Source organism: Pseudomonas sp. H1h (assembly GCF_000633255.1).
Lineage (GTDB): Bacteria > Pseudomonadota > Gammaproteobacteria > Pseudomonadales > Pseudomonadaceae > Aquipseudomonas.
The window spans coordinates 1-12,447 of the sequence record NZ_AYMJ01000011.1; the positions used below are offsets into that span (position 1 = coordinate 1).

Genomic DNA, 12,447 nt, shown 5'->3' on the forward strand with positions numbered 1-12,447 from the left:
CAAGCCCCCTCCCACAATCGGGATGGGTGTTGATCTTAGTAAACGCATTCCACGGCCATCGCCGTGGCTTCACCGCCGCCGATGCAGATTGCCGCAATCCCGCGTTTCAAGCCTTTCTGGCGCAGGGCCGAGAGCAAGGTCACCAGAATCCGCGCACCTGACGCACCGATCGGATGGCCCAGGGCGCAGGCGCCGCCATGCACGTTGAGTTTGTCGTGGGGGATTTCCAGATGGGTCATCGCCGCCATTGCGACCACGGCGAACGCTTCGTTGATTTCGAACAGATCGACCTCGTTCAACGCCCAACCGGTCTTCTTCACCAGCTTCTTGATCGCACCAATCGGCGCCACCGGGAACAGCCCCGGAGTGTCGGCAAACGCCGAGTGACCGTGAATCACTGCAAGTGGTTTCAGACCGAGTTTCTGCGCCTGCGACTGGCGCATCAGCACCAGTGCCGCCGCGCCATCGGAGATCGAACTGGAGTTGGCCGCCGTCACTGTGCCGCCTTCACGAAACGCCGGTTTCAGCGAGGCGACCTTGTCCAGCTTGGCTTTTGGCGGCTGCTCGTCGTTGCTGATCAGGACCTGTTCCTTGCCAACAGTCACGCTCAGCGGCACGATCTCGGCCTTGAAACTGCCGTCCTTGATTGCCTGCTGGGCGCGGGTGGTCGAGGCGATGGCAAAGGCATCCTGCGCTTCGCGGCTGAAGTCGTTGGTTTCGGCGCAATCTTCGGCGAAGGTGCCCATCAGGCGGCCCTTGTCGTAGGCGTCTTCGAGGCCGTCGAGGAACATCGAGTCGAGCACCCGGCCATGGCCCATGCGGTAACCGGCGCGGGCACGGTCCAGCAGGTACGGCGAGTTGGACATGCTTTCCATACCGCCAGCGATCACCACATCGGCACTGCCTGCGATCAGCATGTCGTGAGCGAGAATGGTGGTTTCCATGCCCGAGCCGCACATCTTGTTGACCGTGGTGCAACGGGTGGATTTGTCCAGCCCGGCACCCAGTGCAGCTTGGCGTGCAGGCGCCTGGCCGAGACCGGCCGGCAATACACAACCGAACAGCACTTCGTCGACCGCATCGCTGGCAACGCCTGCGCGTTCAACTGCAGCCTTGATCGCGGCGGCGCCCAGTTGCGGGGCGGTGAGGCTTTTCAGTTCGCCCTGAAAACCGCCCATCGGGGTGCGGACGGCGCTGACGATAACAATCGGATCGTTGGAAAGAGTCATGACAAATTCTCCTTACTTGGCGGCCATGCGCAAGGCGCCGTCGAGACGGATCACCTCACCATTGAGCATGCTGTTTTCGATGATATGCCGAACCAGTGCGGCGTACTCGGCCGGTTTGCCCAGACGCGGCGGGAACGGTACGCCTGCGGCCAGCGACTCACGGACTTCCGGGGTCATGCCGGCCATCATCGGGGTTTCGAAAATGCCCGGGGCGATGGTCATTACGCGGATGCCGAAGCGCGCCAGTTCACGGGCGGCCGGCAGGGTCAGGCTGGCGATCGCGCCTTTGGAGGCCGAGTACGCCGCCTGGCCGATCTGGCCGTCGAACGCCGCCACCGACGCAGTGTTGATGATCACCCCGCGCTCGCCGTCGGCGTTGGCTTCGCTCTCGGCGATGGCCGCTGCCGCCAGGCGCAGCATGTTGAAGCTGCCGATCAGGTTGACGTTGATCACCTGGGCAAAACTGGACAGCGCGTGCGGGCCGTTCTTGCCGAGGATCTTCTCGCCCCGGACGATGCCGGCGCAGTTGACCAGGCCGTTGAGGCTGCCAAAGGCTTTGACGGTCGCCTGCACGGCGGCCTCGGCGGCGGCTTCGTTGCTGATATCGGCGACAACACTTTGCGCGCCGAGGCGTTGGGCCTGCGCGGCAAGCGCTTCGGCGTTCATGTCCACCAGCATTACTTTGGCGCCGGCGTTGACCAGCAATTCAGCGGTGGCCGCGCCCAGGCCGGACGCGCCGCCAGTGACGATAAAAACCTTGTTTTCGATCTGCATGACTGACTTCCTGATTCAAGCTGAAACGTTGTGCGCCGCGGCCTCTTGAGCCTTGGCGATTTCCTGGTTGCGCAAGATAAAGCGCTGCAATTTGCCGCTTGGGGTTTTCGGCAATTCGCTGACAAATTCGATTTCACGCGGATACGAATGCGCGGCCAGACGCTTGCGCACGTGTTGCCGCAACTCTTCGGCCAGCGCGGGTTCCGCGCGGTATTGCGGGTTGAGCACGACAAAGGCTTTGACCAGCTCGGTGCGCTCCGGGTCCGGCTTGCCGACCACTGCCGCCTCGACCACCGCCGGGTGCTCGATCAGTGCGCTTTCAACGTCGAACGGCCCCACGCGGTAGCCCGAGGTGGTGATCACGTCATCGCTGCGCCCGACAAAGCTGATGCTGCCGTCCGGGTTCCATTCCACGGTGTCGCCGCTCAAGTAATAGTTGCCGACGAAGGCTTTGGTCGGCACGCCTTCGTAGCCGTCGAACCAGCACATCGGCGATTGAGTACGGTCGATGGCGAGAATGCCAGGCTGGCCGACGCCGAGTTCGGTGTGCTGCTCGTCGAGCACCACAATGCGATGGCCCGGCGAGGCGAAACCGGCGGCGCCGAGGTGGATCGGGTGTTCCAGGCCATGGTGGTTGCACAGGACCATACCCAGTTCGGTCTGACCGTAATGGTCGTGAATGACCACACCGAGGTTGTCGGCGAACCAGCGGATCACTTCCGGGTTCAGCGGCTCGCCGGCGCTGCTGACGATGCGCAGCTTGCCCTTGATCGACTTGGCGAACTCGTTGCCGCCGGCAATCAACAGGCGATACGCCGTCGGCGAGCCGGTGAGGTTGGTGATGCCATATTTGTTGATCACCCGGCAGGTACTTTCGAGGGTGAACGGACCGTCGTAAAAAGTGATCGGATGCCCCATCGACATCGGGCCGGTGACGCCGAAATAGATGCCGTAGGCCCAGCCCGGGTCGGCGACGTTCCAGAACGAGTCTTCGGGGCGCAGATCCACCGCATCGCGGGTGTAGCTCTGGAATGCGACGATGGCCTTGAGCGGCACTGACAGCGCTTTCGACGGGCCAGTGGTGCCTGAAGTGAACATCAGCAGGAACGGGTCTTCGCCTGTCAGCAGGACCGGTTCGCAGACGCTGGAATAGTTGGCCAGTTCGGCCCAGAAACTGAAATCGCCGCGGACGATGCCCTCGCCTTTGGCGCCGCCGACAGTGACCACGGTCGGACAAGCGGCGACTTCAGCGAGTTTCGGCCGATTGATGGCGTCGGTGACTACCACTTTGGCGCCGGAACTGTTCAGGCGATGTTCGATGGCTTTGGGGCCGAAGGCAGTAAACAGCGGTTGATACACCGCGCCAATGCGCCAGGTGGCGAACACGGTGATGAGCAATTCGATATTGCGCGGCAGCAGGCCGGCGACCTTGTCGCCCTTCTGCACGCCCTGGGCGAGAAGGAAATTGGCGAAACGTGCGGCTTTGTCCTGCAGATCGCTGAAGGTGTACGTGGCGCTTGCACCGTCGCGCCCCTCCCAGAACAGTGCGATGCGCCCCGGCAAGGCGTGGCGGTCGCAGCATTCGACGCAGGCGTTGAGCGCCTCCAGCGAGCCGCTGAGCGCAGCGTCCACGGTGTGTTGATAGTTGAACTGTTCGGTGGCAGACAAGTAATCGCGCATTGCCAGAATCCCTCTGTATTTTTATTAGGCTGGGAACCGTAAACAACAGAGGGATAGTCGCGCTGCAGCGCGGATGCGGCAATGGTCAAAGCCATCAAGTTGGATGACTGGTTTGGCCAAGGTTGCGCAGATGTGTCGCCGGGACTGGCCCCTTCGGGAGCAAGCCCCCTCCCACAGAGAATTGCATTTCAAAGGGGGGATCACCTGTGACTGCCAGGAGAGGTGCAATCACAGGAGCATGCATTTCAAAGTGAGGATCATCTGTGACTGCCAGGCAAGCTGCAATCACAGGGAGCATGCATTTCAAAGGGAGGATCACCTGTGGTTGCCGGGCGGCTGCAATCACAGGGAGCATGCATTTCAAAAGTGGGAGGGGGCTTGCTCCCGAAGGGGCCGGTCAGGCGGCAAGCAATCCGGATCAGACTGCTTCGTTCAGGATCAGCGTACGGTAATGCCCCGGATTCGATCCCGACCACTTGCGAAACGCCTTGTAGAACGAACTCGCATCGGCAAACCCCAGCCGCGTCGCGATCTCGACAAAACTGATCGAAGGTTCCGCCAGCCAGATGATCGCCAGTTCCTTGCGCACGCTGTCCTTGAGACCTTGATAGGTCTGCCCCTCCTCCGCCAAACGCCGACGCAAGGTCGAGGCGGACATGCACAGCTGTTGCGCCAGAGCCTCGGTTTCCGGCCACTGCTCGGCGGGCAACTGCCGCAGGTCCTGCTTGATCCGGCTGGCGAGGCTCTCCGGGTCGCGGTACTTCACCAGAATGTTCGCCGGCGCATGGGCCAGAAAGCGCTTCAGCTCCTCGGCGGTGCGCTTGATCGGCAGATCAAGGCAGTCAGCGGCGAAGATCATCCGCGTACGCGGACGATCGAAACGCAGGTTTTCCGAGAACATCACCCGATAGTCGTCGCAGAACTCCGGCTCGGCGCAGCGCAGCTCAATCGCCAGAATCGGGATCCGCCGCCCCGCCAGCCAGCAGGCCACGCCATGAACGATCATCCAATAAGTGAAATACGTGAACGCCCGTCGTGGTTCGGGATCATCTTCAAGCAGGACGATTTCCGCCAGGCTCTGCTGGTGCAGCAGTTGCGCCGGCATTTTTTCCAGCATCAGCGAAAGGAAATTCAGCCCTGTGCTCAGGCCAGCGGCCAGGGTCGGTTGCGCCATGGCGCTGCGACAGAGAAATTCGAGGCTGCCGGACTTGAGCTGACGCGGATCCATGCCGAAGAACTCGTCATCGCCTCGCCGCGCCAGCAAACGCCAGAGTTTCGCGTATTGCGAAGCGGGCACCCTGCCCTCTGTGCTCAGCAGCTTCGCCGGATCAATCCCGACCTTGTTCAAGACGTCTTCCGTGGCCACGCCCGGAGCACAACTTTGCAGCAGCGCTTCACGCACCAGTTGAACGGCGATGGTGTCTTTTTCCGACATGGAGCGAGGCAAACCTTGTTGTTTTTCAGTGACGGGCATCTTAACGCAGCCATCCTCGGCACAACACAGATCCCTGTAGGAGTGAGCCTGCTCGCGAAAGCGGCGGGTCAGTAAAAACTGTGCCGAATGACAGGAGGCCTTCGCGAGCAGGCTCGCACCCACAAGGTTGAACAGTGGCTGACTAAAAAACGTGCCGTTCAGCGAATGTTCAGGTAAATGTCAACCATCCCCATTTGGGAATGAGTGTCATTATGTTACAACTTAGCCACCTATCTAAATCACTCGTGGTTGCCGCAATGCTCGTTCCCTTTCTGATCATGCTGCGCGAAGGCATTGAAGCCGCCCTGATCGTTGGCATCATCGCCAGTTACCTGCAACAGACCGGCCGTGGCCAATGGATGCCGGCAGTGTGGATCGGCGTGTTTCTCGCCGCTGCGCTGGCGCTGCTGGTCGGGGGTGGCCTGGAGCTGGTCAGCGCCGAGTTCCCGCAAAAACAACAGGAACTGTTCGAGGGCGTGGTCGGGCTGGTCGCCGTCGGCATTCTCAGTTCCATGGTGTTCTGGATGCGCAAGGTCGCGCGTTCGATCAAGCACTCGCTGCAGGCGTCGCTGGATCACGCCCTGACGTCTTCAAAGCATCAGGTGATCGCGCTGATCGCCATGGTGTTCTTCGCCGTGGCCCGCGAAGGACTGGAAACCGTGTTCTTTCTGCTTGCCGTGTTCCAGCAGAGCGAAGGCCCGGGAGCACCGATCGGTGCCCTGCTCGGCCTGGTGCTGGCGATCATCGTCGGCTTCCTGATCTACAGCGGCAGCATGCGCTTGAACCTGTCGGCGTTTTTCAAGTGGACCGGGCTGTTCATCCTCGTGGTCGCCGCCGGGATTCTGGCCAACTCGGTGCAGGCCCTGCATGAAGCGGGCCTCTGGAATCACCTGCAAACCGTGCTGTTCGACTTCAGCGCGACGCTGCCGATGGATGGCCCGTTGGGCTCGGTGCTGGCTGGCATGTTCGGCTATCAGGATGCGCCGACCGTCAGCACCCTCGGCGCGTATCTGCTCTATCTGGTGGTGGCGCTGGTGATGTTTTTCTACCCTGCCGCGCCTGCTGCGCCCAAGCCTGCCAATTCGTCTTCCGCTTCCAGCCAATAAGGGCACCCATGTCAAAGCCTAATACTCCTCAGGCCTCCCCTCCCCGCGCGCTGCGCTGGGCGGTGGCCGGTTCGGTGGTCGTGATGATCGCCGCCGGTGGCTTGTTCTACTACGCCTCGAAAATGGCGGCGGCCAAGCGTCAGCACAACCATGACGAAGTGGTGGTCAACATCAACGCCCACAGTTGCGATCCGAACGAACTGAGCGTACCGGCCGGACGCGCCAGTTTCCGTATCGTCAACCGCTCCGATCGGGCGGTGGAATGGGAAATCCTCGACGGCGTGCTGGTGATCGAAGAGCGCGAGAACATCGCCCCGGGCCTCAGCCAGGTGATCAACGCCAACCTGCAACCCGGCGACTACGCCATCACTTGCGGGCTCTTGAGCAACCCGCGTGGCGTGCTGCACGTGACGCCGACGGCGGCTTCCGATGCTGCTGCGAAGGCCAAGCCGTCGATGGTCGCTTTCGTCGGACCACTGTCAGAGTTTCGTGTGTACCTCGCCAGTCAGGGCAGCGCGCTGATCAAAGCGGTGACTGCGTTGAATCAGGCGATTGAAAGCGGCGACTTGGCCCAGGCGCAGGCTTTGTACCTGCCGGCGCGTGCCGCTTACCAGCGCCTGGCTCCGGCCGCGCAACGCCTGGCCGAACTGGACAACAGCATCAATGCCCGCGCCGACTATTTCGAAAAGCGCGAACAGGATCCGGCCTTCGTCGGCTTCCACCGAGTCGAATATGCGCTGTTCCAACAGCGCAAACTCGATGGTTTGAACCCGGTCGCCGAGCGCCTGCTGACTGACGTCACCACGCTCAGACAGCAACTGCTGGCCCAGTCCCTGCCGCCGGAGCAGTTAGTCAACATCGTGGTGCGCAACCTCAACACCCTGGCCGACGTGCGCGCCGCCAGCGGCGAAGAGGAACGCTACAGCCACGGCGACCTGAACGGTTTCGCCGGCAACCTGGAAACCGCACACAAGGTGGTCGAGTTGCTGCGGCCAATGCTGAGCAAATCGGCGCCGGAGCTGCTGCCGAAAATCGACGCGGCGCTGAGCGACTTCGACAACGAATTGAACAGTTTCAAGGTCAAGGACGGCTACGCCACTTACGACACGGTCAGTGGCGAACAACGTAAACAGATCGCCGACAAGGCTCAGGCCCTGGCTGACGCTCTGGATGGCATCGACCCCGCCCTCGGCCTTTCCGGCCTGTAAGCAGAAGACGAATACCGATGAAAGATTTAGAAAACCTCGATCTGCAACGTCGCCGCGTCCTGATGGGCATGGGGGTTGCGGGGGTCGCGCTGGCCGGTTCGGCCCTGAGTTGCCCGGCCATGGCTGCGGCCCCGGCGCAAGTCACCGAAGCCCCGAGCAGTGACAAGACCGAAGACCGTCACGACTTCCACGGTGTGCACCAGACCGGCATTGTCACCCCGCGTCCGGCGTCCGGCATGTTCGTTTCGTTCGATGTGCTGGCCAGTGATCGCGAAGATCTGGAGCGGCTGTTCCGCACCCTCAACGAGCGCATTGCGTTCCTGATGAAGGGCGGCCCCGTGGCACAGATCGACCCGAAACTGCCGCCACCGGATTCGGGCATCCTCGGCCCGGTCGTGACCCCGGACAACCTGACCATCACCGTGTCGGTGGGCGAGTCGCTGTTCGATGAGCGCTTTGGTCTGGCCGATGCCAAACCGAAGCGCCTGCAACGCATGGTCGGCTTCCCCAACGATGCGCTGGAGGCCGATTGCTGCCACGGCGACCTGAGCCTGCAGTTCTGCTCGAACACTGCCGACACCAACATCCACGCCCTGCGCGACATCGTCAAGAACCTGCCGGACCTGCTCTTGGTGCGCTGGAAGCAGGAAGGCAGCGTGCCACCGCAAGCTCCGGCGAAACCGGGTGTGCCGGCGCAATCGGCGCGCAACTTCCTGGGTTTCCGTGATGGCTCGGCCAACCCGGATTCCAACGATGCCAACGCGATGGACAAGATCGTCTGGGTGCAACCGGGCCACGATGAGCCGGCCTGGGCGGCGCACGGCAGCTATCAAGCGGTACGGATCATCCGCAACTTCGTCGAGCGCTGGGACCGTACGCCGTTGCAAGAGCAGGAAAGCATCATTGGTCGGGTCAAGACCACCGGCGCACCGATGGGCGCCAACCATGAGACCGAGGTTCCGGACTACAGCAAGGACCCGGAGGGCAAGCTGACCAAGCTCGACGCGCACATCCGTCTCGCCAACCCGCGCACCGCCGCGAGCCAGGCCAATCTGATCCTGCGCCGCCCGTTCAACTACTCCAACGGCGTGAACAAGAACGGCCAGCTCGACATGGGCCTGCTGTTCATCTGCTACCAGGCCGACCTGGAAAAAGGCTTCATTGCCGTACAGACCCGGCTCAACGGCGAGCCGCTTGAGGAATACCTCAAACCGGTCGGCGGCGGCTACTTCTTCACCTTGCCGGGTGTCACGAGCGACAAGGACTTCATCGGTCGCTCACTGCTTAATGCCACACAACCCAAAACAGCTGCATAACCATAAAAACCCTCGGAGCCGCTCCATGAAAAAGTCGCCACTCGCGTTATTGCTGACCCTCGGTTTGCTCAACACCCCGTTTTCGGCTTTCGCCGCGACGGCGCCTCTGGATCTGGTCGGGCCAGTCTCGGACTACAAGATCTATGTGACTGAGCAACTGGATGAGCTGGGCAGCCACACCAAACAATTCACCGACGCTGTGAAAAAAGGTGATCTGGCCACCGCGCAAAAGCTCTACGCACCGACTCGCGTTTACTACGAGTCGATCGAGCCGATCGCCGAGCTGTTCAGTGACCTCGATGCGTCCATCGACTCCCGTGTCGACGACCACGAAAAAGGTGTGAAAGCCGAAGACTTCACCGGCTTCCACCGCATCGAATACTCGTTGTTCTCGGAAAAGACCACTGAAGGCCTGGGCGCTCTGGCAGACAAGCTCGACAGCGACGTGAAAGACCTGCAGACCCGCGTCGCCGGCCTGACCTTCCCGCCGGAAAAAGTCGTCGGTGGCGCTGCTGCACTGCTGGAAGAAGTCGCCGCGACCAAGATCTCCGGTGAAGAAGACCGCTACAGCCACACGGATCTGTACGACTTCCAGGGCAACATCGACGGCGCGAAGAAAATCGTCGACCTGTTCCGTCCTCAGATCGAGAAGCAGGACAAGGCTTTTGTCGCCAAAGTGGACAAGAACTTTGCCACCGTGGACAAGATTCTTGCCAAGTACAAGACCAAGGACGGTGGTTTCGAGACTTACGACAAAGTGAAGGATAACGACCGCAAGGCGCTGGTCGGGCCGGTCAATACTTTGGCTGAAGACCTGTCCACATTGCGTGGCAAGTTGGGGCTGAACTGAGTTTTTGTAACGCCTGAACCAGCCCTTCGCGAGCAAGCCCGCTCCCACAGTGGATCTGTGTCGATCACCTTGTTTGTGGTCGCCATAGCCCCCCTTGTGGGAGCGGGCTTGCTCGCGAAGGCATTGTCAGCCGCACGACATGATTTGAAGGGTTACAAAATCCGGTAGAGCAACCGCTCGATCCGCACCCGACTCACTCGCTTCAAAAACTTCGCTACTCCCGTCGGGTACTCCGGCAAGGTCTCCAGGTTCTGGAAGCTGGCAATCCGCGTGGTATTGCGGAAAATCTCTGCCTGCTCCAGCGCCCGTGGCTGCAGCCACTCGCCATGCGGATCATCGATCAGCAACGCGTTTTCCAGGTCCAGGCGGAACGCCCGTGGATTGAGGTTGTTGCCGGTCAGCAGCGTATAGCGCTGGTCAACCCACATGCCCTTGAGGTGATAGCTGTTGTCGCCGTCACGCCACAGGTGCAGGTTCAACTGCCCGCTGTCGATGTTGCGCTGATGACGCTTGGCGAAGCGGCGCAGGCTGATTTCGTACAGGTACGGCAGCGCCGCAATCACCTTGAACGGCTCGCTTGGCGGAATGTAGAAATCGTTGGCGGTCTTGTCGCCGACCACGATGTCGATCTTCACCCCTCGGACCAGCGCACGGTTGACCTCGCGGATAATCGGCAGCGGCAGATTGAAGTACGGGGTGCAGATGGTCAGCTGCTGTTGCGCGCTGGCGATCAGCTCGACAATCACCCGGTTCAACGGGTTGTTCTTGCCCACGCCTAACAGCGGACTCACCGACAGGCCGGTGTGTGCAGTACTGCCGGCACTGGTGTCGTACGCCGCGTATTTGAGACGGCTGCGCAGGTCGCCGATGTCGTTGCGCAGGCTGCGGGTGGTCGGCAGGTTCGGCAGATCGAGGCGATGCACGGCCTTGGATTCGATCAGGCCGTGCTTGACCAGGTGGTGCATCGAGTCCGCCAGTTCGCGGCTGTGCAGCACGTGATAACGGTCGAAACGGTACTTGTCGAACTTGTGCAGGTACACGTTGTTCAGGCTCGCACCGCTGTAGACCACGCAATCGTCGATCACGAAGCCTTTCAAATGCAGGACGCCGAACAGCTCGCGGGTCTGCACCGGTACGCCGTAGACCGGCACTTCACTCTGGTGAGTGCGGGTCATTTCCTGGTACCACGCTGCGTTGCCCGGTTGTTTACCGGCACCGATCAGCCCGCGCTGGGCGCGCAGCCAGTCGACCACCACGACAATTTCCAGCGTCGGGCGCTTGAGCTTGGCGGCGTGCAGGGCATCGAGGATTTCCTGACCGGCCTCGTCGTGCTGCAGATACAGCGCGACGATGTAGATGCGCTGGGTCGCCTCGGCGATTTTCTCCAGCAGGCAACGACGGAACTCGGCGGCGCCGGACAGAATGGTCACGGCCTCGGCAGTCAGCGGAAAGCTGCGCAGTTTGGGCAGCAAAGAGCGTTTGAAAAGCAACGGCATAGGGCTCGCAATGGGTCGAATCCGAAGAACCCGAGAGCTTACACCATCGCTCGGTTCGGGTCTTGTAACTGTCTGTGATGACGCCTTCGCGAGCAGGCTCACGCCTGCAGTTGAAAGGCGATCCCCTGTGGGAGCGAGCCTGCTCGCGAAAGCGATATGGCAAACACAAAAATACCCACTTGACCAAGGAGAACGATCGTTCTACTGTTCGCCACATGAACGAAATAACCAGCAGTGAAACCCGCGACATCATTCTGGATGTCACCGAAAAGCTGATCTACAAAAGTGGCATCGCGGCCACTGGCATGGATCTGTTGGTGAAGACCGCCGGCGTCTCCAGAAAAAGCATCTACCGCTACTTCGCCAACAAGGAGGAGCTGACTGTCGCCGCCCTGCAACGCCGCGACGTGCGCTGGATGCACTGGTATCGCAGCGCGGTCGATCAGGCTGAAACCCCGGCTGATCGCCTGCTCAACCTGTTTACCGTGCTCAAGGGCTGGTTCGCCTCAGAAGGCTTCCGCGGCTGCGCCTTCATCAATACCAGTGGCGAAACCGGTGACCCGCAAGACCCGGTGCGTCAGGTCGCCAAAGACCACAAACAGAAGCTGCTCGACTACCTGTGCGAGCTGTGTACCGAACATGGCACCGAAGATCCGCAAATGCTGGCCAGACAGTTGCTGATCCTGATTGACGGCGCCATTACCGTAGCGCTTGTGATGGGTGATCACAGTGCCGCTGATAATGCGCAATGCATGGCGCGTAAGTTATTGGACCTGTAACGCCTTAAATAAGCCTGACCGTTGTTTAATCGTTAATTAGATCGGGAGACTGAAAATGTCGACTGCTGCCCAAGTGCGTCCGCCTTTACCGCCGTTCAACCGTGAAGCGGCCATTGAAAAAGTGCGTCTGGCCGAAGACGGCTGGAACTCCCGCGATCCCGAAAAGGTGTCGCTGGCCTATACCCTGGACACCCAATGGCGTAACCGCGCCGAGTTCGCCCACAACCGCGAAGAAGCCAAGGCCTTCCTGACCCGTAAATGGGCCAAGGAGCTGGATTACCGCTTGATCAAGGAACTCTGGGCCTATTCGGACACACGCATCGCTGTGCGTTATGCCTATGAGTGGCACGACGACTCGGGCAACTGGTTCCGTTCCTACGGCAACGAAAACTGGGAGTTCGATGAACACGGCCTGATGTTCCAGCGCTATGCCTGCATCAACGACATGCCGATCAAGGAAAGCGAGCGCAAATTCCACTGGCCGCTGGGGCGGCGCCCGGATGATCACCCGGGCCTGTCCGAACTCGGTCTGTAA

Annotated in this window: 11 protein-coding genes; 6 read left to right on the plus strand and 5 right to left on the minus strand. The window is 60.9% G+C overall.

Going from position 1 to position 12,447, the window contains the following annotated elements; translation table 11 throughout:
• Positions 1-35: 35 nt before the first annotated feature.
• The 4 genes from U862_RS0107990 to U862_RS0108005 form a co-directional block, all read right to left on the minus strand.
• On the minus strand, positions 36-1,229 hold the full coding sequence (locus U862_RS0107990) for an acetyl-CoA C-acyltransferase (RefSeq protein WP_025109905.1): 1,194 nt from the start codon (positions 1,227-1,229) through the stop codon (positions 36-38).
• A gap of 12 nt (positions 1,230-1,241) precedes the next feature.
• Positions 1,242-2,003: an SDR family NAD(P)-dependent oxidoreductase gene (locus U862_RS0107995; RefSeq protein WP_025109906.1), complete on the minus strand. Its 762-nt coding sequence runs from the start codon at positions 2,001-2,003 to the stop codon at positions 1,242-1,244.
• Positions 2,004-2,018: 15 nt separating this feature from the next.
• Positions 2,019-3,683, minus strand: a complete 1,665-nt coding sequence (locus U862_RS0108000; RefSeq protein ID WP_025109907.1) for an AMP-binding protein — start codon at positions 3,681-3,683, stop codon at positions 2,019-2,021.
• Positions 3,684-4,101: 418 nt separating this feature from the next.
• Positions 4,102-5,118: an AraC family transcriptional regulator gene (locus U862_RS0108005; protein WP_025109908.1), complete on the minus strand. Its 1,017-nt coding sequence runs from the start codon at positions 5,116-5,118 to the stop codon at positions 4,102-4,104.
• 296 nt (positions 5,119-5,414) lie between these two features.
• Between U862_RS0108005 and efeU the strand changes: the two genes are divergently transcribed.
• The 4 genes from efeU to efeO (U862_RS0108025) are packed head-to-tail and all read left to right on the plus strand — an operon-like array spanning position 5,415 to position 9,637.
• Positions 5,415-6,263, plus strand: a complete 849-nt coding sequence (gene efeU, locus U862_RS0108010; protein ID WP_025109909.1) for an iron uptake transporter permease EfeU — start codon at positions 5,415-5,417, stop codon at positions 6,261-6,263.
• 8 nt (positions 6,264-6,271) lie between these two features.
• Positions 6,272-7,471 (plus strand): iron uptake system protein EfeO, encoded by a 1,200-nt coding sequence (efeO, locus tag U862_RS0108015; protein ID WP_025109910.1) that lies wholly within the window; start codon positions 6,272-6,274, stop codon positions 7,469-7,471.
• Between the two features lie 17 nt (positions 7,472-7,488).
• Positions 7,489-8,787 (plus strand): iron uptake transporter deferrochelatase/peroxidase subunit, encoded by a 1,299-nt coding sequence (efeB, locus tag U862_RS0108020; protein ID WP_025109911.1) that lies wholly within the window; start codon positions 7,489-7,491, stop codon positions 8,785-8,787.
• A gap of 25 nt (positions 8,788-8,812) precedes the next feature.
• Positions 8,813-9,637, plus strand: coding sequence for an iron uptake system protein EfeO (efeO, locus tag U862_RS0108025; protein WP_025109912.1), 825 nt, complete (start codon positions 8,813-8,815; stop codon positions 9,635-9,637).
• Between the two features lie 152 nt (positions 9,638-9,789).
• Here efeO (U862_RS0108025) and pssA read toward each other — a convergent pair whose 3' ends face one another.
• Positions 9,790-11,133 (minus strand): CDP-diacylglycerol--serine O-phosphatidyltransferase, encoded by a 1,344-nt coding sequence (gene pssA, locus U862_RS0108030; RefSeq protein WP_025109913.1) that lies wholly within the window; start codon positions 11,131-11,133, stop codon positions 9,790-9,792.
• A gap of 215 nt (positions 11,134-11,348) precedes the next feature.
• Here pssA and U862_RS0108035 point away from each other — a divergent pair, with 215 nt between their 5' ends.
• Positions 11,349-11,912 (plus strand): TetR/AcrR family transcriptional regulator, encoded by a 564-nt coding sequence (locus tag U862_RS0108035; RefSeq protein ID WP_025109914.1) that lies wholly within the window; start codon positions 11,349-11,351, stop codon positions 11,910-11,912.
• 55 nt (positions 11,913-11,967) lie between these two features.
• Positions 11,968-12,447: a nuclear transport factor 2 family protein gene (locus tag U862_RS0108040; RefSeq protein ID WP_025109915.1), complete on the plus strand. Its 480-nt coding sequence runs from the start codon at positions 11,968-11,970 to the stop codon at positions 12,445-12,447.

Bases quoted from the DNA above. Each gene is read 5' to 3' on its own strand.
- U862_RS0107990 (WP_025109905.1), bottom strand. From the start codon at position 1,229: ATGACTCTTTCCAACGATCCGATTGTTATCGTCAGCGCCGTCCGCACC.
- U862_RS0108000 (WP_025109907.1), bottom strand. From the start codon at position 3,683: ATGCGCGATTACTTGTCTGCCACCGAACAGTTCAACTATCAACACACC.
- U862_RS0108040 (WP_025109915.1), top strand. From the start codon at position 11,968: ATGTCGACTGCTGCCCAAGTGCGTCCGCCTTTACCGCCGTTCAACCGT.
- efeO (WP_025109912.1), top strand. From the start codon at position 8,813: ATGAAAAAGTCGCCACTCGCGTTATTGCTGACCCTCGGTTTGCTCAAC.
- U862_RS0108035 (WP_025109914.1), top strand. From the start codon at position 11,349: ATGAACGAAATAACCAGCAGTGAAACCCGCGACATCATTCTGGATGTC.
- efeB (WP_025109911.1), top strand. From the start codon at position 7,489: ATGAAAGATTTAGAAAACCTCGATCTGCAACGTCGCCGCGTCCTGATG.
- U862_RS0107995 (WP_025109906.1), bottom strand. From the start codon at position 2,003: ATGCAGATCGAAAACAAGGTTTTTATCGTCACTGGCGGCGCGTCCGGC.
- efeU (WP_025109909.1), top strand. From the start codon at position 5,415: ATGCTCGTTCCCTTTCTGATCATGCTGCGCGAAGGCATTGAAGCCGCC.
- efeO (WP_025109910.1), top strand. From the start codon at position 6,272: ATGTCAAAGCCTAATACTCCTCAGGCCTCCCCTCCCCGCGCGCTGCGC.
- U862_RS0108005 (WP_025109908.1), bottom strand. From the start codon at position 5,118: ATGTCGGAAAAAGACACCATCGCCGTTCAACTGGTGCGTGAAGCGCTG.
- pssA (WP_025109913.1), bottom strand. From the start codon at position 11,133: ATGCCGTTGCTTTTCAAACGCTCTTTGCTGCCCAAACTGCGCAGCTTT.